The sequence below is a fragment of the Nocardioides sp. Soil_C_8 genome, from assembly GCF_057656315.1.
The window spans coordinates 275486-295399 of sequence record NZ_JBDGKQ010000002.1 but is presented as its reverse complement, the minus strand read 5'-3'; the positions used below and the strand labels follow the sequence as shown (position 1 = coordinate 295399).

Sequence of the window (19914 nt, the reverse complement as noted above, 5' to 3'; positions counted from 1 at the left end):
GGTGCCTCGCCGCGCCCGCACCAGCGAGCGCGGGGCAGCGGTCGTCGACTTCGTCCTCGTCCTGCTCGTCCTCCTGCCGCTGGTCATCGGGATCCTCCAGCTCGCGCTCGTCCTCCACGTGCGCAACACCCTCGCCTCCGCCGCCGCGGAGGGTGCCCGCCATGCGGCGGTCGCGGGCTCGTCCGCACCGGCCGGCCGCGCGAAGGTGGAGGAGCTGGTCAACGGCGCCCTCTCGGCGGACTTCGTCCGCTCCGTGAGCGTCCGCGCGGCCGTCGTGGGCGGTGCCCCCGGCTACGAGGCCGTCGTCACGGCCGACGTGGGCCTGCTCGGACTGGGAGGCGCAGGCGTCCCCGTCCGCGTCTCCGGGCACGCCGTCGCCGAGGTGGCACCACCGTGAGCCGGCTGCGACCGACCGCACGACGCGACGAGCAGGGATCCGCCCTCGTCGAGCTCAGCTGGCTCGCGATCATCCTGCTGGTCCCGATCGTGTGGATCGTCATCTCGGTCTTCGAGGTGCAGCAGGGTGCGTTCGCGACCAGCGCGGCCGCCCGTGCCGCCGGACGGGCCTACGCCCTGGCGCCGGACGACGCCACGGGAGCGGCGCGCGCCGACGCCGTCGTGCGCCAGGTCCTCGCCGACCAGGGCACCCCCGGCCAACGCGCTCGGGTGAGCGTCACGTGCGACGCCCCCGCCGGGAACTGCCACGTCGGCACGTCGGTCATCACCGTCCGCGTCGACTCCGGAGTCGACCTCCCGTTCTTCCCGGCGATCCTCGGCAAGGGTGCCGCGAGCTTCTCGCTCGATGCGACCCACACCGTCCCGATCGGTCAGTACGTCGAGAGCGCGCCCGAGGACATCGGACCGGACGAGGAGACCGAGCGGTGACGCACCGCGACGAGCGGGGCCAGGTGACGCTGCTGATCATCGGCTTCGCGAGCATGCTGCTCATGGCGGTCGTCGTGGTCATCGATGCGTCCGCCGCCTACCTCCAGCGGCAGGGCCTCGACAACCTCGCCGACGGTGCCGCGCTCTACGGCGCCGACCTCGGGTCCGCCGGCATCTACGAGCTGGGCCTCGACGGCGAGCGCCTCACCCAGCAGGAGGCGGCGGTCGAGGCGGCCGTGCGTGACTACCTCGCCCGTGCCGACGCCGGAGCGACGTACCCCGGCATCGACGTCGGCGTCCGCGTCGACCCCGTCGGCCGGTCGGTCACGGTCCGGCTGAGCGCCCCGCTCGACCTGCCGCTCACCATCCCGGGCTCGCCGAGCAACCCGACGGTCGGTGCCAGCAGCACCGCCGCCGTGACGGTGGTGTCGGGTGACTGACGCCCGCATGACGGTCGTCACGCCGCCCACCCCATCAGATGGTCCGTGGCGGGCCTACCGCCCGGTCATGGGTACGTTCATGGCATGACCGAGACCTGGCCCGGCACGGCCTACCCCCTGGGCGCGACGTTCGACGGCACCGGAACCAACTTCGCCCTCTTCAGCGAGGTGGCCGAGCGCGTCGAGCTGTGCCTGTTCGAGCCCGACCCCGACAACGCCGGCTCCTTCACCGAGACCCGCATCGAGGTCACCGAGGTCGACGCCTACGTCTGGCACTGCTACCTCCCGACCGTGCAGCCCGGCCAGCGCTACGGCTACCGCGTCCACGGCCCGTGGGACCCGACCCAGGGCCTGCGCTGCAACCCGAACAAGCTGCTCCTCGACCCCTACGCCAAGGCGACGGCGGGCGAGATCGACTGGGACCAGTCGCTGTTCGCCTACAACTTCGGCGACGAGGACTCCCGCAACGACGACGACTCCGCGGCGCACATGACCCACGGCGTGGTCATCAACCCGTTCTTCGACTGGGAGGGCGACCGCCGCCTCTCCATCCCCTACAACGAGTCCTTCATCTACGAGGCCCACGTCAAGGGCCTCACCCAGCTGCACCCCGACGTGCCGGAGGAGCAGCGGGGGACGTACGCCGGCCTGGCGCACCCGTCGGTGACAGCCCACCTGAAGAAGCTCGGCGTCACAGCGATCGAGCTCATGCCGGTGCACCAGTTCGTGCAGGACTCGACCCTGCTCGACCAGGGCCTGCGCAACTACTGGGGCTACAACACGCTGGCCTTCCTCGCCCCGCACGCCGACTACGCCTCTAGCCAGCAGGGCCAGCAGGTCCAGGAGTTCAAGGCGATGGTCAAGGCGATGCACGCCGCCGGCATCGAGGTCATCCTCGACGTCGTCTACAACCACACCGCCGAGGGCAACCACCTCGGCCCGACGCTGAGCTTCAAGGGCATCGACAACGCGGCCTACTACCGCCTCGTCGAGGACGACCAGCGCTACTACATGGACTACACCGGCACCGGCAACACCCTCAACGTGCGCCACCCGCACTCGGTGCAGCTGATCATGGACTCGCTGCGCTACTGGGTCACCGAGATGCACGTCGACGGCTTCCGCTTCGACCTCGCCGCCACCCTGGCCCGCGAGTTCTACGACGTCGACAAGCTCTCCACCTTCTTCGAGATGGTGCAGCAGGACCCCGTCGTCAGCCAGGTCAAGCTGATCGCCGAGCCGTGGGACATCGGCCCCGGCGGCTACCAGGTCGGCGGCTTCCCGCCCCAGTGGACCGAGTGGAACGGCGCCTACCGCGACACCGTCCGCGACTTCTGGCGCGGCGAGCCGTCGCTGGGCGAGTTCGCCTCGCGGCTCTCCGGGTCCTCCGACCTCTACGAGCACTCCGGGCGCCGGCCGTTCGCCAGCATCAACTTCGTCACCGCCCACGACGGCTTCACGCTGCGCGACCTCGTCTCCTACAACGAGAAGCACAACGAGGCCAACGGCGAGGACAACAACGACGGCGAGAGCCACAACCGCTCGTGGAACCACGGTGTCGAGGGCCCGACCGACGACCCCGAGATCCTCGAGGCGCGCGCCCGCGAGCAGCGCAACTTCATCGCCACGCTGCTGCTCAGCCAGGGCGTGCCGATGCTGCTGCACGGCGACGAGCTGAGCCGCACCCAGGACGGCAACAACAACACGTACGCCCAGGACAGCGAGATCAGCTGGGTGCACTGGGACGACGCCGACCGGCCGCTCATCGAGTTCACCGCCGCGGTCGCCAAGCTCCGCGCCGAGCACCCGACGTTCCGCCGGAAGCGGTTCTTCACCGGCAACACCGTGCGCACCGGCGACGGCGAGCGCCTCAACGACATCGTCTGGCTCGACCTCGACGGCGAGCCGATGGAGGACGACGACTGGGCCGGGGGCAAGGCCATCGGGATGTACCTCAACGGCAACGGCATCGCCGGCAAGGACGTCCGCGGCGCCACGATCACCGACGACCACTTCCTGCTCTACTTCAACGCCGACGGCCCGGCGCAGGTGACGCTGCCGACCGAGGAGTACGCCGCCGCGTGGGACGTCGTGATCGACACCGGCGGCAACGCCGACGCCGACCCGCTGCTGGAGGCCGGCGGCACGTTCGACCTCGGCACCCACAGCCTCGTCGTGCTCCGCGAGCACTCCGAGCCCGAGGCCAGTCCCGACCACTCGGTGGCGGCATCACTCGCGGCCCGCTCGGGTACGGACGCCCCGTGACCGACGCCCGCACGCCGCACAGCACCTACCGGCTCCAGGTCAGCCCGGACTTCACGCTGTACGACGCCGCGCAGGTGCTGCCGTACCTGCACGACCTGGGCGTCGACTGGGTCTACCTCTCGCCGCTGCTGGCCTCCGAGCCCGGCAGCACGCACGGCTACGACGTGGTCGCCTTCGACCACGTCGACCCGGAGCGGGGCGGTGAGGAGGGGCTGGCCGCGCTGTCGGCCGAGGCGCGCCGCCTCGGGATGGGCGTGCTCGTCGACATCGTGCCCAACCACGTCGGCGTCGCCACACCCGCGGAGGATCCGTGGTGGTGGGACGTGCTCAAGCTGGGCCGCGAGTCCGAGCACGCGTCGGCCTTCGACGTGGACTGGGCGGCCGGCGACGGCCGCATCCTGATCCCGGTCGTCGGTGACGACGACGAGGGCGCGATCCGGATCGTCCGGTCGGGCAAGGGGGAGGGCGAGGTCCGCTACCACGACCAGCGCTTCCCGCTCGCGCCCGGCACCTCGACGCTGGAGGAGCAGCACTACGAGCTGGTCAGCTGGCGCGCGGCCGACGAGGACCTCAACTACCGCCGCTTCTTCGCCGTCAACACCCTCGCCGCGGTTCGCGTCGAGGACCCCGAGGTCTTCGCCGAGACCCACGTCGAGGTCAAGCGGTGGTTCGACGAGGGCCTCGTCGACGGGCTGCGCGTCGACCACCCCGACGGCCTGCGCGACCCCAAGCGCTACCTGGACGACCTCGCCGCCCTCACCGGCGGCGCCTACGTGCTCGTCGAGAAGATCCTCGAGCCCGGCGAGCACCTGCCCGCCGACTGGGCGACCGCCGGCACCACCGGCTACGACGCTCTCGCGCTCATCGACCGGCTGCTCACCGACCCGGCGGGCGAGGCGCCGCTGACCGCGCTCGAGGACCGGCTCCGTGGCACGACCGTGGACTGGGAGCGGATGGTCCGCGACAACAAGCGGGCCGTGGCCGACGGCATCCTGCACTCCGAGGTCCGGCGCATCACCCGTGAGGTCGAGCGCGTCCTGCACTCACGCGACGAGAGCGCCGACGAGGACGCCGTCGCCGACGCCATCGGCGAGCTGCTCGCCTGTTTCCCCGTCTACCGCTCCTACCTGCCCGAGGGCCGCGACCACCTCGACCAGGCGTTCGCCCGGGCGCGGGAGGCGCGGCCCGACCTCTCGTCGACGTACGACGTCCTGGAGCCGCTGCTGCACGACGAGTGGAGCCAGCCGGCCCGGCGCTTCCAGCAGACCTCCGGCATGGTGATGGCCAAGGGCGTCGAGGACTGCTCGTTCTACCGCTGGTCGCGGCTGACGTCGCTCAACGAGGTCGGCGGCGACCCGTCGATCTTCGCGATCGGCGTCGACGACTGGCACGAGGCGATGGCCGCGCGGCAGCGCGACTGGCCCCATGCGATGGTGACCCTCTCGACCCACGACACCAAGCGCGGGGAGGACGTCCGCGCCCGCATCACCGTGCTGGCCGAGGAGCCCGGGCACTGGGAGCGGGCGCTCGACGAGCTGCTCCGGCTCGCGCCCGTGCCCGACGAGGGCTTCGGCTCGCTGCTGTGGCAGGCCGTGCTCGGCGCCTGGACGCCCGACCACCTGCCCGACCTCCGCGACCGGCTCCACGGCTACGCCGAGAAGGCGATGCGCGAGGCGGGTGACCGCACCACGTGGACCGAGCCCGACGAGGCGTACGAGGCACAGGTGCACGCCGCGGTCGACGCGGTCTTCGACTCCGAGGAGGTGCGCGCCGTGCTGGTCGACCTCGCGTCGAGGATCGACGCGCCCGCTCAGGCGAATTCGCTCGCGGCCAAGCTGCTCGCGGTCACGATGCCGGGCGTGCCCGACGTCTACCAGGGCAGCGAGCTGTGGGAGACCTCGCTCGTCGACCCCGACAACCGGCGACCGGTCGACTTCGACCACCGGGCCGCGGTGCTCGCCGGCACCGCCGAGGACGATGCCGCGACCAAGCTGCACGTCACCTGCACCGCGCTCACCCTGCGCCGCGACCGGCCGGAGCTGTTCACCGGCTACGCGCCCGTCACCGCGACCGGTGACAGAGCCGGGCACGTCGTCGCGTTCGACCGGGGCGGTGCCATCGCCGTCGCCACCCGGCTGCCCGTCGGGCTGGCCGCCGCCGGCGGCTGGGCTGACACCGCGCTCGACCTGCCCGAGGGCCGCTGGCACGACGTGCTCAGCGGCCTCGACACCGACGGCCGGCTGGACGCGCTGCTCGCCGTCCACCCCGTCGCCCTGCTGGTGCGGAAGGACTGAGATGGCCCACGAGCGAGGCCCCTTCGACGTCTGGGCGCCGCGCCCACAGCGCGTCCGGCTGCTCTGCGGCGACAACGCTGGCGGCTCGGTGCTGGAGATGCAGCGCGGCGACGACGGCTGGTGGACCCCCGCCGAGCCGCTCCCCGGTGCCGTCGACCACGCCTACGTCGACTACGGCTACCTCCTCGACGACGACCCCGACTCGCGCCCCGACCCGCGCTCGCGCCGCCAGCCCGGCGGCGTGCACGAGCTGTCGCGGCGGGACCGGACGGCGTACGAGTGGCAGGACCAGGCCTGGACCGGGCGCCAGCTGCCGGGCTCGGTCATCTACGAGCTCCACGTCGGCACGTTCACGCCCGGAGGCACGCTCGACTCCGCGATCCAGCGGCTCGACCACCTCGTCGACCTCGGCGTCGACCTCGTCGAGGTGATGCCCGTCAACGCCTTCAACGGCACCCACAACTGGGGCTACGACGGCGTCGGCTGGTTCGCCGTGCACGAGCAGTACGGCGGCCCGGACGCCTACCGCCGCTTCGTCGACGCCTGCCACGCGGCCGGCCTCGGCGTCGTGCAGGACGTCGTCCACAACCACCTCGGCCCCTCGGGCAACTACCTCCCGCTGTTCGGCCCCTACCTCAAGACCGGCCGCAACACCTGGGGCGACCTGGTCAACCTCGACGGCGAGGGGTCGGCGGAGGTGCGTCGCTACATCCTCGACAACGTCCGGATGTGGTTCGAGGACTTCCACGTCGACGCGCTGCGGCTCGACGCCGTGCACGCACTGCAGGACACCTCGCCGGTCCACCTCCTCGAGGAGATGGCGATCGAGACGGCCGCGCTGTCCGCGCACCTGCGTCGCCCGCTCACCCTCATCGCCGAGTCCGACCTGAACGACACCCTCCTCGTCCGCCCGCGCGAGGCCGGCGGCCACGGCCTCGACGCGCAGTGGAGCGACGACTTCCACCACGCCGTCCACGTGGCGCTGAGCGGCGAGACCACCGGCTACTACGCCGACTTCGAGCCGCTCGAGGCGCTGGCCAAGGTGTGCGAGAAGGGGTTCTTCCACGACGGCACGTTCTCGTCGTTCCGCGAGCGCGACCACGGCTCGCCCGTCGACACCGAGCACATGCCCACCTGGCGGCTCGTGGTCGCCAACCAGAACCACGACCAGGTCGGCAACCGCGCCCGCGGCGACCGCCTCGCCGAGCACCTCGACGACGACCAGCTCGCGTGCGCCGCGCTGCTGACGCTCGCCGGGCCGTTCACCCCGATGCTGTTCATGGGGGAGGAGTGGGCGGCGTCGACGCCGTTCGCCTTCTTCACCTCCCACCCCGAGCCCGAGCTCGGGACGGCCACCGCCGAGGGCCGGATCGCGGAGTTCGAGAAGATGGGCTGGGACCCCGACGAGGTCCTCGACCCCCAGGACCCCGAGACCTTCCGCCGCTCGAAGCTCGACTGGGCCGAGCGGTCCCGCGGCCGGCACGCGGTGGTGCTCGACTGCTACCGGCGCCTCGGCCGGCTGCGCCGCGAGCTGCCGCAGCTGACCGACCCCGCCTTCGGCTCGGTCTCCTGCACCGTGGAGGGGCGCCTGTTCACCATGCGGCGCGGCGACCTGCTGGTGGTCGTCAACGCCGGCGAGGAGGACGCGACGACCGACGTGGGGGAGCGCGAGGTGCTCTTCGAGACCCCGGCCGGGGTCGTCGTGCGCGACGGGGTGCTGTCGGTGCCGGCGCACTCCGGAGCACTTCTCGGACCGGTCACAACTTTTCCCTGACCCGCGGCGTCTCCCTCGGTGAACGGCCCGCTTCCGGGCCCACACGACGGGGAACGAACCATGAACCGCTTGACCGCACTGGCCGCCACCGTGGCCCTCGCCGCCGGCTCGCTGGCGCTCACCACGCCGACGCAGGCAGCTCCCGCGAAGGCCACGGCCTACAAGGTCACCGCCAAGGCCAACATCGAGGTCGCCGTCGCCAAGGAGGACACCGTCAAGGTCAAGGGCCGTGTCACGCCCAAGGCCGCCGGCGAGAAGGTCGTCCTGCAGCAGCGCGTCGGCAACAAGAAGTCCTGGAAGTCCACGGGCAACGCCAAGATCAAGAAGAACGGCACCTACGTCCTCAAGGACAAGCCCTCCACCCAGGGCCCGCGCGAGTACCGCGTCCTCAAGCCCGCCTCGAAGGGCATCAAGAAGGGCTACAGCAAGGCCCTGGCCGTCGAGGTCTACAAGTGGGAGAAGCTGGTCTACCGGCTCAGCGGCCCCCGCGTGAACGTCGAGCCCACGGGCGTCCTCATCGGCGCCGAGTACTTCGGCCAGAGCCTGGCGACCACGACCTCCGGCACGCCGTCGTCGGTGGAGTACACCCTCGGTCGCAAGTGCACCGACCTGCGCGCGACGTACGCCCTCACCGACAGCTCGGCCAGCGGCTCCAGCGGCGCCGTGTCGGTCACGGCGGACGGTTCCGCGCTCGCCACGCACTCGCTGTCCGTCGGCACCGTCGTCGCCGACGAGGTCCTCGACGTCTCCGACGTCTTCCGCCTCAAGATCGACCTGAACACCTCCGCCACGCCGGCCGCGATCGCCGCCGTCGCGACGCCCGAGGTGCTCTGCACGCGCTGACGCGCACCCGATCCGCAGCGGCGGGCACGACCGGATTCACAGGCCCGGGAGTGCCCGCCGCTGCCGTTCGTCCGGACCGCTGCTTTCGACACCCTTCCCGCGTGCGCCGTACTGTTGCTCCTTGTGGCAGGCATCGACTTCGACGTAGAGATCAAGCAGCTCCAGGCGACCATGAAGACCATCGGTCAGGTCCTCGACCTCGACAAGATGCGCGGTGAGATCGCCGACCTGGGCGAGCAGGTGGCTGCCCCCGACCTCTGGGACGACGTCGAGAGCGCCACCCGCATCACCGGCCGCCTGTCCGCGCTGCAGGGCGAGCTCGACCGCTACACGAGCCTCGAGACCCGCATCGAGGACCTCGCCCTGATGGTCGAGATGGCGCAGGAGGAGGGCGACGCCGACACGCTCGCCGACTCCGAGGCCGAGCTCGGCCGCATCAAGAAGGCCGTCGAGTCGCTCGAGATCCGCACCCTGCTGTCGGGGGAGTACGACGAGCGCGAGGCGATCGTGACGATCCGCTCGGGCGCCGGTGGCGTGGACGCCGCCGACTTCGCCGAGATGCTGATGCGGATGTACACGCGCTGGGCCGAGCAGCACAAGTACGGCGTCGAGGTCTACGACGTGTCCTACGCCGAGGAGGCGGGCATCAAGTCCGCCGAGTTCGCCATCCACGCCCCCTACGCCTACGGCACCCTGTCGGTCGAGGCCGGCACCCACCGACTCGTGCGGATCAGCCCGTTCGACAACCAGGGTCGCCGCCAGACCTCCTTCGCCGCCGTCGAGGTGGTGCCCGTCCTCGAGCAGACCGACGAGATCGAGGTCGACGAGAACGACATCCGCACCGACGTCTTCCGCTCGGGCGGTCCGGGCGGCCAGTCGGTCAACACCACCGACTCCGCCGTCCGGCTCACGCACATCCCGACCGGCATCGTCGTGTCCTGCCAGAACGAGAAGTCGCAGCTGCAGAACAAGGCGTCGGCGATGGTCGTGCTCAAGGCCAAGCTGCTGGCGAAGAAGAAGGAAGAGGAAGCAGCCCTCAAGAAGGACCTCAAGGGCGACGTCGCCGCCAGCTGGGGCGACCAGATGCGCAACTACGTCCTCAACCCCTACCAGATCGTCAAGGACCTGCGGACCGGCCACGAGTCCGGCAACCCGAGCGCGGTCTTCGACGGCGACCTCGACGACTTCATGGAGGCCGGCATCCGCTGGCGCAGGGGAGCGGAGAAGGTCGACGCCTGAGGCGTTTCGCAGCCTCCTCCCGCGGGTAGACGTGCCTCACTCGCACGCTGACCACCGGGGGGACACATGTCGCAGCTGCAGGTCGACTTCGCCGCGATGCAGGACGCGGCCAACGCCGCGCAGACCGCCGCGGCCGACGCCAAGGGACACGGGTCCGCGGACGCGTTGACCTGGGCCGGCGGCGGACTGCCGGGCGCCTCCTCGGTCGACCACCTGCGGGAGCTCGGCACGAGCTGGGACGACGAGATCGCCGCCTGGGTGACGGCCACCGAGGACTTCGGTGCCGACCTGGCTGCGGCGGGGGAGGACTACCGCGCGGTCGACCAGACCACGGGCGGGTTCTTCGGCGGCCTGCTGGGCGGTGGCTGATGTCGGTCACCTACGGCGATGCGAAGCGCTGGCAGTCCGGGCCGCTCGGCACGGCCGGCGACAGCCTCAAGAAGGACCTCGACGCGCTCGAGGGGGCACGCGACGAGCTCGAGACGCAGGGCGTGCCCGAGTCCTGGACCGGGGTGGCCGTGACGTTCGCCGTCGCGCGCCGCACCCTCCTGGTCAAGCAGCTCGACCGCCACATCGACGGCAAGCGCCGGATGCAGCGGGCCCTGTACGACGCGGAGACGATCGTCGCCGAGGTCGAGCGGCTGGTGACCGAGGTCGAGGGCGAGGCCCGCGCCAAGGAGTTCACCATCAGCGCCGAGGGCACCGTCAGCGACGTCAGCGACCCGCCGACCTTCCCGAACCGCTACGAGGCCGACGAGTGGTCCCGCACCCGCCAGCAGACCGCGCAGGCCCTGGCCGACGACGTGTCGACGATCCTCGGCCGGGCGGCCGCCGCCGACGCGACCATCGCCGGTGGCGTACCCCCGGGGCACGTGCCGTTCGTCGACGACTACGGGGTCGCCGACCCCGAGGTCGCGGAGCAGTGGGCCACGATGACCGACGACGAGCGACGCGCGGTCGTCGAGGAGATGATCGAGGAGCAGGCGGCCGAGGCCGGCATCCCGACGCCCACCATCACCTGGGAGCCCGAGACGTGGGGCCCCTGGGGCGAGGCCCGCGGCGGAGGGTCGGAGATCGCCCTCAACGAGGGCATCCTCGACGACCCGTTCATCCTCAACACCGTGGCCCACGAGATGCGGCACGCCCGCCAGTTCGAGGCCATCGACGACCAGGACGCCTGGCACTGGCCGTGGCAGGACGACCCGTTCGACATGCACGAGGAGGACGGGATCACCGAGGAGCAGGCGGAGGAGTGGGACGAGAACTTCGACGACTACAAGTCGACCTCCAACGGCGACACCTACGAGGAGTACTTCGAGCAACCGGTCGAGGTCGACGCGCGTCGGATCGGCAAGGAGGAGCTCGAGGACATGACCGAGGAAGAGCTCGAGCGGCTCCTCGAGGAGGGACAGCGATGACACCCACGACGACCTACGCCGACCTGGTCGACGCACACCTCGCCGACCCGGGTGCCGAGACGCTCGAGCCCCTGCGCGACGCCGTCCGCGCCGCGCCCGGATTCGACCCGGAGCTGCGGGTGCGCGAGCAGGCTGACGCCCTGCTGCGCGAGGGGCGCCACGCCGACGCGGTGGCGGCCCTCGAGGCGAGCATGCCCGGTTCGCTGCTCAGCCCGGCCGCCCACGCGATGCTCGCCACTGCGCTGAAGCGCACCGGCCGCGCGGACGCTGCCGCCCGGCACGCCCGGCTGGCGCGCGCTGCCCTCGACGGCATCCTCGCCACAGGCGACGGCAGCGCCGACCGCCCGTGGTCCGTGCTGCGCATCAGCGACGAGTACGACGTCGTGGACAGCCTCGGCACGCGACCGGTCCGGCAGGGCCTGGTCGCCGACGGGCCGCGCCGGATCGACCGCATCGAGTGCCAGGACGGCCGCACGCTCCACTTCGACGTCACCCGGGTCCCCGGGGCCGCGGTCCGTGCCTGACCGGCGCGTCGTCGCTGCGGCAGCGACGCTGCTCGTCCTCGCGGTCGCCGGGTGCTCCGACGACGGGACGGACGAGCCGACCACCGGGACGGGTGCCGCCCCCGAGCCTGGAGCCACGGGCGGCACGGGGGAGGGCGTGGCCTACGAGCGTGTCGCCACCGACGACCTCTCCATCAGCCCCGACGGCGACGAGGTGCTGGCCGACTGCTGGAACGGCATCTGCCGCTGGGACGCCGCCGACGGCACGCTCGAGCTCCTGCCCGACCGCGGCTCGGTCGCGGTCGCCCCCGACTGGTCGACCGTGGCGACCGTCGACGACGGGACCGTGGTGCTGGAGGACCTCGACTCGGGGGAGGCGGTCACCGACCTCACCGGGCTCGCCGCCGACGACGTGGCCGACGGCTCGCCCGTCACGGCCGTGGCCTACAGCCCCGACGGCGGGCGGGTCGCGGCGGCCGGCACCGGCGACGACGGGTCCGGGCGGCTCGTGGTCTGGTCGGTCGACGGCACCGAGGAGGCGTCGTTCGACACCGCCGGCGAGGTGCACCGCATCGCGGTCTCGCCCGAGGGCAACCGGATCGCCACCGCGGGCAACGGTCCCGTCGAGGTGCACGACCTGGTCTCGGGGGAGTCGCAGCAGCTGCCGTCAGGGCAGGGCGGCACCGTTGCCTGGAGCGCCGACGGCGCGTGGCTCCTCGGCCCGGGCGCCGACGGCCAGCCCTCGGTGTGGGACGCCGACGGCTGGGGCCTGGCGGCGGAGCTGCGCGGCACCCGCCTCCACGAGGCGGCGTACGCCCCCGACGGGGAGACGGTCGCGCTCACGTCGCTGGACGAGACGTCCGTCACGCTCTGGGACCCGACCCGCGGCGGCCGTCGCGCGGAGCAGCTCGAGGGGCACACCGACGCCCCCGGTGCGGTCGCCTGGTCACCGGACGGCTCGGTCCTCTACTCGGTGTCCGCCGACGACGGCGTGCTGGCGTGGGACGCCGCCACCGGCGAGCAGTCTGCGACGGACTTCGAGGTGCCCGAGGGCCGGTAGCCGCCCGGATTCGCCGATCGCGTCCACCCCTCACGTAGCCTCGACGCCGTGATTCGCTTCGAGAAGGTCACCAAGACCTATCCCGGCCACCCCCACCCCGCGCTCGACAACGTGTCCGTCGACGTCGAGAAGGGGGAGTTCGTCTTCCTGGTGGGCTCCTCGGGCTCGGGCAAGTCGACCTTCCTGCGCCTGGTGCTCCGCGAGTACCGCCCGACCACCGGCCGCGTCTACGTCGCCGGCAAGGAGATCAACCGACTGGCCGGCTGGAAGGTGCCGCGGCTGCGCCGCGACATCGGCACCGTCTTCCAGGACTTCCGCCTGCTGCCCAACAAGACCGTGACCGAGAACGTCGCGTTCGCGCTCCAGGTGATCGGCAAGTCCCGCAAGGAGATCAAGGACGTCGTCCCGGAGACGCTCGAGCTGGTGGGCCTGAGCGGCAAGGGCGACCGGATGCCCGACGAGCTCTCCGGCGGCGAGCAGCAGCGTGTCGCCGTGGCGCGCGCGTTCGTCAACCGGCCGATGATCCTCATCGCCGACGAGCCCACCGGAAACCTCGACCCCACGACGTCGGTCGGGATCATGAAGCTCCTCGACCGGATCAACCGCACCGGCACCACGGTCGTGATGGCCACCCACGACGCCGGCATCGTCGACCAGATGCGCAAGCGCGTGATCGAGCTCGACAACGGCCACGTCGTGCGCGACCAGGCGCAGGGCGTCTACGGCCACCAGAACTGACTGACCCGATCCGCCTTCCCGAACGAATCGAGACCCCCACTCCATGCAGCTGCGCTACGTCTACTCCGAGCTCGGCCAGGGCCTGCGACGCAACCTGACGATGCACCTCGCGGTGATCCTCACCCTGGTCGTCTCGCTGACGCTCGTGGGCATCGGCCTGCTCTTCCAGCAGCAGGCGACGCGGGCGGCCGAGCACTTCGGCAACCAGCTCCAGATCACGGTCTACCTGTGCCGGCTCAACGACTCCAACCCGGTCTGCCCCAACCCGGTCACCGACGCGCAGAAGGCGGAGATCGAGGCCGTCGTCGAGGACAACCCGGAGGTCGCGAGCTACCGGTTCGAGTCCGGCGAGGTGGCCCTGGAGAAGGCGAAGGAGCTCTACGGCGAGGAGCTGTTCTCCGGCGACAACCCAGCACTTACTGCCGAGGACATGCCGCAGACGATCTGGATCACGCTCGAGGACCCGGAGCAGTACGAGGGCATCACCAGCGCGGTGCAGGGCCTCGACGGCGTCTCCCGGGTGCGGGACCTGCGCGAGCAGGTCGGACCGATCCTCACGACCATCACCAAGATGCGGACGTACGCCCTCGGCACGGCCGCCCTGCTGGTACTGGCCGCCCTGCTGCTCGTGGCCAACACGATCCGCCTCGCCGCCTTCGCGCGGCGCAAGGAGATCGGGATCATGCGGCTGGTGGGCGCCTCCACGCTCTACATCGCGCTGCCGTTCCTCCTCGAGGCGCTGGTGACCGCGCTGATCAGTGTCGCCCTCGCCATCGGGGCGCTGGCGGCCTTCATGGAGTTCGCGATCGGGGACCTCCAGCAGAACCTGAGGTTCGTGCCGTGGATCGGCTGGGACGAGTTCTGGCTGGCCGCAGGAGCCATCGCGATCCTCGGTCCGCTGCTGACGTTGCTCCCGACACTCGTGTTGACGCGGAAATACCTCAAAGTCTGATCGTCGGAGGTTAGCGTCTAGGCGTCCCGCCCGGCCCCGCGTCGGGAGGACACCCTTCCCCGCTTCCCCGACGCAAAGGCTTCCCCGGTGCGTACCTTCCCCCGTGCCGCTCATCGCCCTGTGGCCGCAGCTCTCGTTGCGGTCATGGCGCTGGGTGTCTCCGCTGCTCACGCCGACGACCTCAAGGACAAGAAGAACAAGGTCGAGCGCGAGCTCAAGGGCGCGCACCAGGACCTCGACGAGTCCAGCGCGCAGCTGCGCAAGGCCGCAGCCCGCCTCGACGCCGCCCAGCAGCAGCTCGCCGTCGCCAAGACCCGGCTCGCCACGGCGCGCGGCAAGGTGGAGGTCGCGACAGAGCGCGACGAGCAGATGCAGGCCGAGCTGGCGGCCGCCGAGGCCGAGCTCGCCGCCGCCGAGGCGGCCCTCGCCCAGGGGCAGGTCGACCGTGACGCCCAGCGCGAGAAGGTCGCCCGCACGGTCACCGACATGTACGCCGAGGGCGACCCCGAGCTGCTGGCCTTCTCGTCCCTCCTCGACGCCGACTCCACCGAGGAGCTCACCCGCCGCGACGGTGTCCGCGACGTCGTGATCGGCCAGGAGGCGCGCGAGTACGACGAGCTCAAGGCCGCCGAGGTGCTGCTCCAGGTGCGGGAGGACCAGGTCGCCGACGCCCGCGACGCCGTCGCCGTCAAGCGTGAGGCCGCCGCCGAGCACCTCGAGCTGATGCAGGGCCTGGAGGCCGAGGAGCAGGCCGCCAAGGACTCCGTCGTCTCGCTCGTGATCGAGCGCCGCGACGCCCGCGCGGGTGCCAGCGCGGCACGCGCCAAGGACCTCGCCAAGCTGCGCAAGCTGGAGAACGAGCAGAAGAAGATCGAGGAGATGCTGCGCAAGCGCGCGCTCGCCGCGCTGCGCCGTCAGCGCGCCCAGGCGAGGTCGCAGGCCTCGACGCCGAGCCCCGGGCTGCTGGCGTACCCCGTCGACGGCTACGTCACCTCGCCGTTCGGCTACCGGACCCACCCGATCTACCACTACTGGGGTCTGCACGACGGCATCGACTTCGGTGGTGGCTGCGGCACCCCGCTGCGCGCCGCCGCACCCGGGAAGGTCGTGTCGTCGTACTTCAGCGGCGTCTACGGCAACCGGCTGGTGATCGACCACGGTGTCCTCGGCGGCAGGGGCGTCGCCACGATCTACAACCACGCCAGCGGCTACAACGTCGGTGTCGGCGACACGGTCCAGGAGGGCCAGGTCATCGGCTTCGAGGGCAGCACTGGCTGGTCGACCGGCTGCCACCTGCACTTCACCGTGATGGCCAACGGCGTGGCCGTGGACCCGATGAACTGGCTCTGAGTACCGGCTTCGACCACCACGCCGGACAACCGGCTGGACACGCTCTGGGAGAATGGACCCATGGCGAAGGAGCAGGGCCAGAAGATGGTCGCGCAGAACAAGAAGGCGCGCCACGACTACCACATCGAGGACACCTGGGAGGCCGGGCTCGTCCTGATGGGGACCGAGGTGAAGTCGCTGCGCCAGGGGCGCGCGTCGCTCGTCGACGGCTTCGCGGAGATCGACAACGGCGAGGCGTGGCTGCTCGGCGTGCACATCCCGGAATACAGCCAGGGCACCTGGACCAACCACTCCGCCCGACGCCGGCGCAAGCTGCTGCTCAACCGGTCCGAGATCGACAAGATCGAGCGCAAGATCACCGACAAGGGCTACACGATCGTGCCGCTCGCGCTCTACTTCAAGGACGGCCGCGCCAAGGTCGAGATCGCCCTCGCCAAGGGCAAGAAGGCCTACGACAAGCGGCACACCCTCGCCGAGCGGCAGGCCAACCGCGAGAAGGTCGAGGCGGTCCAGCGTCGCCTCAAGGGCCACCGGGACTGAGGCGGGCTTGACCCCCGTCGCCTTCGCGCAGGCGCTCGGCCTGCCCGGGCTGATCGACCTGCACACCCACTTCCTGCCGCCGCGGGTGATGGCCAAGGTCCGGGCGCAGTTCGACGCGGCGGGTCCGCTCATCGGCCGGCCGTGGCCGCTGCACTACCGCGACGAGGACGACGCGCTCGTCGACGTGCTGCGCTCCTACGGCGTACGCCGCTTCACCGCGCTGCCCTACGCGCACAAGCCCGGCATGGCCGAGTTCCTCAACGACTGGGCCGCCGGGTTCGCGGCGCGGGTGCCCGAGGCCGCGGTGTGCGGCACCTTCTTCCCCGAGCCCGGCGTGACGGCGTACGTCGCCTCCCGCACGGCTGCCTCGTCCCAGCCGGTCGAGGTCTGGAAGGTGCACGTGCAGGTGGGGGCGTTCCACGTCACCGACCCGCTGCTCGACGAGGCCTGGGGCATCGTCGCCGACGCCGGGACACCGGTCGTGCTGCACGCCGGCAGCGGGCCCGTGCCGACCGAGCACACCGGTCCCGCACCGGTGGCCGAGCTGCTGGCGCGCCACCCGCGGCTGCGGCTCGTCATCGCGCACGCCGGCGCTCCCGAGTACGCCGAGTTCCTGGCGCTGGCCGAGACGTACGACCGGGTCGCGCTCGACACGACGATGGCGTTCACCCCGTTCTTCGAGGAGATGGGCGGTGCGTACCCGCCCGACCTGCTGCCCCGGTTGCGCGACCTCGGCTGGGCCGGGAAGGTCCACCTCGGCAGCGACTTCCCGAACATCCCCTACCCCTACGTCGTCCAGCTCGAGGCGCTCGCCGCGCTGGGACTGGGGGAGGACTGGCTGCGCGCCGTGTGCTGGGACAACACCGCCGCCCTCCTCGGCTGAGCCCTCGCGCCGCCCGAGCGGTGCGCCAGCCACATTTCTGGCGGTCGGAATGTGGCTGGGCCACCGCCCAGGCGCGTGTCGTACGTCGACCCGCCAAGAGCGGTGTGCCACCCACATCCGTGGCCGTCGGAATGTGGCTGGGCCACCGCTCCTGGACTGGACCAGTCGCAGAAGCGTCTCCTCACCCTCTTGACGTGGGATATGTAAGTGCGCTGAACTAACTAATGTGACACCGCACACACCGGTCGGCCGCCCGCTCCGCCCCCGGGGCAAGCTGCTCCAGGAGGACGCCCGCCGCCACCACCGCTCGCTGCTGCTCCAGCAGCTCTTCCGGGAGGGCCCGGCGAGCCGCGCCGACCTGGCGCGCTCGAGCGGCCTGACGCGGGTCACGGTGTCCGACCTGGTGGGGGAAATGCTTGCCGACGGGTACGTCACCGAGCTCGGGGCCCCCGCCGAGAGCCGGGTCGGCAAGCCGCCCACGCTGGTCGGTCTCGCCCCCGACTCGCACCACATCATCGGCCTCGACCTCTCCGAGACCGACCGCATGTCGGGCGCGGTCGTCAACCTCGCCGGCACCGTCCAGGCCCGGCACGAGGTGCACGTCGACGGAGCGGAGGGGGAGCAGGCAGTCGAGCTCGTCCTGGCCCTCGCCTCGCACCTGATGACGATGACGGACCGCCCCGTCCTGGGCGTGGGCGTCGGCAGCCCCGGCGTCGTCGACGCGGCCGGGACGGTGGTCGACGCGCCGAACCTCGCCTGGACCGACACCCCGCTCTCCGCCCGGCTGGCCGAGACGCTCGACGTGCCGGTGTTCGTCGCCAACGACGCCAACACCGCTGTCCTCGGCGAGCACACCTTCGGCGAGTCCGGCGACGGCGGGCTGATGATTCTGCGGGTCGGCACCGGTGTCGGTGCCGGCCTCGTCCTCGGTGGGTCGCTGCTCCACGGCCACCTCGGAGCCGCGGGCGAGATCGGCCACGTCGTCGTCGATCCCGACGGCGAGCGGTGCGCCTGCTCACGCACCGGCTGTCTGGAGACCCTGCTCGCGGCACCCCGGCTGCGGCGACGCATCGGCGAGCCCGGCGTGGACGGCCCGGCCGTGCTCGCCGAGGTCGGGACCCGGCTGGGCGAGGTGCTGGCGCCGGTCGTCGCCGCGCTCAACCTCCACGAGATCGTGCTGAGCGGCCCCGCGGAGCTGCTCGACGGACCGCTGCTCGACGCGGCGGACCGGACCATCCGCAAGCGGACCATGCCGATCAGCTCGACAGGGCTGGCCGTCCGCACCTCGAAGCTCGGTGAGGACGTCGTGGTCGTGGGAGCGGCCGTGCTCGTGCTCGCCGGAGAGCTGGGCGTCTCGTGAGCGCCTCTCGCTTCACATCCCACTGGAAGATCGATGGAAGGAACACTGTGGTGCGCATCAAGAAGTCATTGACCGGGGTGGCGGTCGCCGCACTCGCGCTGACGACGCTCGCCGCGTGCGGCAGCGATGACGACGGCTCGTCCACCAACGACGACGGCGGCGCCGAGTCGGCCGAGATCCGCGTCTGGCTCAACGGCACGGACACCCCGCAGGAGGCCCGCGACTGGCTGAAGAAGACCTTCGAGGAGGACAACCCGGGATCCACGCTCACCATCGAGCAGCAGGAGTGGGACGGCCTCGTCGAGAAGCTCACCACCTCGCTCTCCAGCGAGTCCGAGACTCCCGACGTGGTGGAGATCGGCAACACCCAGGCGCCGACGTTCACCTCGGCCGGTGCCTTCTCGCCGCTCACCGACCAGCTCGACGCCCTCGGCGGCGACGACCTGCTGCCCGGCTTCGTCGAGGGCGCGACCGTCGACGGCGAGACGTACGCCGTTCCGTACTACGCCGGCTCGAAGTACATCTTCTACCGCAAGGACCTCTTCGAGAAGTCCGGCCTCGAGGTGCCCACGACGCTCGACGAGTTCGTCGAGGCGGCCGCCACCCTGAAGAAGGACAACCCCAAGCCGGCAAACTTCTCGGGCTTCTGGTTCCCCGGCCAGGACTGGCGCAACGGCGCGGCCTTCATCTGGTCCGCCGGCGGCGACCTCGCCGTCGAGGACGGCGGCGAGTGGACCGGGTCACTGTCCTCGCCCGAGTCCGTGGCGGGCCTGGAGATGGCCCAGCAGCTCTTCACCGATGCGTCCGGAGCGCCGAAGGACGGCAATGAGGCCGACCCGTGGACCCCGTTCTGCGCGGGTGAGGTCGGCATGATGTCGACGCCCGGGTGGGTGAAGGGGCTCCTCGAGGACCCCGAGACCGGGTGCCCGGACGGCCACGCCAAGCAGGTCGGCGTCTTCGCGCTGCCCGGCCCGGACGGTGACCCCGCGCCCGTGCTGCTCGGCGGGTCCGACATCGCGATCGCTGCCAAGTCGGCCAACCAGGAGCTCGCCCAGAAGGCGGTCGAGCTCATGCTCAGCGACGACTACCAGACGCTGATGGCCGAGGCCGGCCTCACGCCGGCACGCACCTCCCTCGCGTCCCTGCTCGGCGACGACGAGTACGCCCAGGCCACCGTGGCCGCCGCGTCCAACGCCAAGCTCACCCCGGCCGCCCCGGGCTGGGCGACGGTCGAGGGCTCGCGGGCCCTGGAGGACCTCTTCAGCGCCATCGCCCAGGGCGGTGACGTGGAGGAGCTCGCCGCGAAGACCGACGAGCAGATGAACAGCCAGCTCAACGGCTGACCCCTCGACGACCCGGTGGGGGCGGCG

General features: G+C 71.5%; 19 protein-coding genes. All 19 read left to right on the top strand.

From position 1 onward, the window contains the following. Position 1: 1 nt before the first annotated feature. The 19 genes from AC3A3L_RS11275 (at position 2) to AC3A3L_RS11185 (ending at position 19887) form a co-directional block, all read left to right on the top strand. Positions 2-397 (top strand): TadE/TadG family type IV pilus assembly protein, encoded by a 396-nt coding sequence (locus AC3A3L_RS11275; protein ID WP_487640117.1) that lies wholly within the window; start codon positions 2-4, stop codon positions 395-397. Then, positions 394-885: a hypothetical protein gene (locus AC3A3L_RS11270; protein WP_487640116.1), complete on the top strand. Its 492-nt coding sequence runs from the start codon at positions 394-396 to the stop codon at positions 883-885. Before AC3A3L_RS11275 ends, AC3A3L_RS11270 begins: the two co-directional genes overlap by 4 nt. Then, positions 882-1325, top strand: coding sequence for a Tad domain-containing protein (locus AC3A3L_RS11265; protein ID WP_487640115.1), 444 nt, complete (start codon positions 882-884; stop codon positions 1323-1325). The genes AC3A3L_RS11270 and AC3A3L_RS11265 overlap by 4 nt, the downstream gene beginning before the upstream one ends. A gap of 84 nt (positions 1326-1409) precedes the next feature. Continuing rightward, positions 1410-3590 carry a glycogen debranching protein GlgX gene (gene glgX / locus AC3A3L_RS11260; RefSeq protein WP_487640114.1) on the top strand — a complete coding sequence of 727 codons (2181 nt, stop codon included), beginning with the start codon at positions 1410-1412 and terminating at the stop codon, positions 3588-3590. After that, entirely contained in the window at positions 3587-5884 is a 2298-nt protein-coding gene (gene treY, locus AC3A3L_RS11255; protein ID WP_487640113.1) for a malto-oligosyltrehalose synthase, read from the top strand. Before glgX ends, treY begins: the two co-directional genes overlap by 4 nt. A 1-nt stretch (position 5885) precedes the next feature. Further along, positions 5886-7658 carry a malto-oligosyltrehalose trehalohydrolase gene (gene treZ, locus AC3A3L_RS11250; RefSeq protein ID WP_487640112.1) on the top strand — a complete coding sequence of 591 codons (1773 nt, stop codon included), beginning with the start codon at positions 5886-5888 and terminating at the stop codon, positions 7656-7658. A 60-nt stretch (positions 7659-7718) separates the two neighbouring features. Then, entirely contained in the window at positions 7719-8501 is a 783-nt protein-coding gene (locus AC3A3L_RS11245) for a hypothetical protein (protein ID WP_487640111.1), read from the top strand. A gap of 123 nt (positions 8502-8624) precedes the next feature. Continuing rightward, positions 8625-9740 carry a peptide chain release factor 2 gene (gene prfB / locus AC3A3L_RS11240; protein WP_487640110.1) on the top strand — a complete coding sequence of 372 codons (1116 nt, stop codon included), beginning with the start codon at positions 8625-8627 and terminating at the stop codon, positions 9738-9740. Between the two features lie 66 nt (positions 9741-9806). Further along, complete coding sequence (locus AC3A3L_RS11235; protein ID WP_487640109.1) at positions 9807-10109, top strand: hypothetical protein; 303 nt, start codon at positions 9807-9809, stop codon at positions 10107-10109. Then, on the top strand, positions 10109-11158 hold the full coding sequence (locus AC3A3L_RS11230) for a hypothetical protein (protein ID WP_487640108.1): 1050 nt from the start codon (positions 10109-10111) through the stop codon (positions 11156-11158). Before AC3A3L_RS11235 ends, AC3A3L_RS11230 begins: the two co-directional genes overlap by 1 nt. After that, a complete protein-coding gene (locus tag AC3A3L_RS11225; protein WP_487640107.1) occupies positions 11155-11682 on the top strand; it encodes a DUF4919 domain-containing protein in 528 nt (175 codons plus the stop codon). Before AC3A3L_RS11230 ends, AC3A3L_RS11225 begins: the two co-directional genes overlap by 4 nt. After that, positions 11675-12721, top strand: a complete 1047-nt coding sequence (locus tag AC3A3L_RS11220) for a WD40 repeat domain-containing protein (protein ID WP_487640106.1) — start codon at positions 11675-11677, stop codon at positions 12719-12721. Before AC3A3L_RS11225 ends, AC3A3L_RS11220 begins: the two co-directional genes overlap by 8 nt. Positions 12722-12769: 48 nt before the next feature. Continuing rightward, positions 12770-13459 (top strand): cell division ATP-binding protein FtsE, encoded by a 690-nt coding sequence (ftsE, locus tag AC3A3L_RS11215; RefSeq protein ID WP_268112177.1) that lies wholly within the window; start codon positions 12770-12772, stop codon positions 13457-13459. Between the two features lie 43 nt (positions 13460-13502). Then, complete coding sequence (ftsX, locus tag AC3A3L_RS11210; protein WP_487640105.1) at positions 13503-14411, top strand: permease-like cell division protein FtsX; 909 nt, start codon at positions 13503-13505, stop codon at positions 14409-14411. 144 nt (positions 14412-14555) lie between these two features. Continuing rightward, positions 14556-15761 carry a peptidoglycan DD-metalloendopeptidase family protein gene (locus tag AC3A3L_RS11205; protein ID WP_487640104.1) on the top strand — a complete coding sequence of 402 codons (1206 nt, stop codon included), beginning with the start codon at positions 14556-14558 and terminating at the stop codon, positions 15759-15761. A gap of 60 nt (positions 15762-15821) precedes the next feature. Further along, the gene (gene smpB, locus AC3A3L_RS11200; protein WP_487640103.1) at positions 15822-16301 is read left to right on the top strand and encodes an SsrA-binding protein SmpB; all 480 of its coding nucleotides are present in this window, start codon (positions 15822-15824) and stop codon (positions 16299-16301) included. 7 nt (positions 16302-16308) lie between these two features. Next, complete coding sequence (locus AC3A3L_RS11195) at positions 16309-17184, top strand: amidohydrolase family protein (RefSeq protein ID WP_487640102.1); 876 nt, start codon at positions 16309-16311, stop codon at positions 17182-17184. A gap of 226 nt (positions 17185-17410) precedes the next feature. Further along, positions 17411-18544 (top strand): ROK family transcriptional regulator, encoded by a 1134-nt coding sequence (locus AC3A3L_RS11190; protein WP_487640101.1) that lies wholly within the window; start codon positions 17411-17413, stop codon positions 18542-18544. 50 nt (positions 18545-18594) lie between these two features. Then, positions 18595-19887 (top strand): extracellular solute-binding protein, encoded by a 1293-nt coding sequence (locus tag AC3A3L_RS11185; RefSeq protein WP_487640100.1) that lies wholly within the window; start codon positions 18595-18597, stop codon positions 19885-19887. Positions 19888-19914: the final 27 nt, after the last annotated feature.

What these genes read in the sequence shown, in the direction of transcription:
- treZ (WP_487640112.1), top strand. Translation starts at nt 5,886, where the DNA reads ATGGCCCACGAGCGAGGCCCCTTCGACGTCTGGGCGCCGCGCCCACAG.
- glgX (WP_487640114.1), top strand. Translation starts at nt 1,410, where the DNA reads ATGACCGAGACCTGGCCCGGCACGGCCTACCCCCTGGGCGCGACGTTC.
- smpB (WP_487640103.1), top strand. Translation starts at nt 15,822, where the DNA reads ATGGCGAAGGAGCAGGGCCAGAAGATGGTCGCGCAGAACAAGAAGGCG.
- AC3A3L_RS11230 (WP_487640108.1), top strand. Translation starts at nt 10,109, where the DNA reads ATGTCGGTCACCTACGGCGATGCGAAGCGCTGGCAGTCCGGGCCGCTC.
- AC3A3L_RS11225 (WP_487640107.1), top strand. Translation starts at nt 11,155, where the DNA reads ATGACACCCACGACGACCTACGCCGACCTGGTCGACGCACACCTCGCC.
- ftsX (WP_487640105.1), top strand. Translation starts at nt 13,503, where the DNA reads ATGCAGCTGCGCTACGTCTACTCCGAGCTCGGCCAGGGCCTGCGACGC.
- AC3A3L_RS11245 (WP_487640111.1), top strand. Translation starts at nt 7,719, where the DNA reads ATGAACCGCTTGACCGCACTGGCCGCCACCGTGGCCCTCGCCGCCGGC.
- AC3A3L_RS11205 (WP_487640104.1), top strand. Translation starts at nt 14,556, where the DNA reads ATGGCGCTGGGTGTCTCCGCTGCTCACGCCGACGACCTCAAGGACAAG.
- AC3A3L_RS11235 (WP_487640109.1), top strand. Translation starts at nt 9,807, where the DNA reads ATGTCGCAGCTGCAGGTCGACTTCGCCGCGATGCAGGACGCGGCCAAC.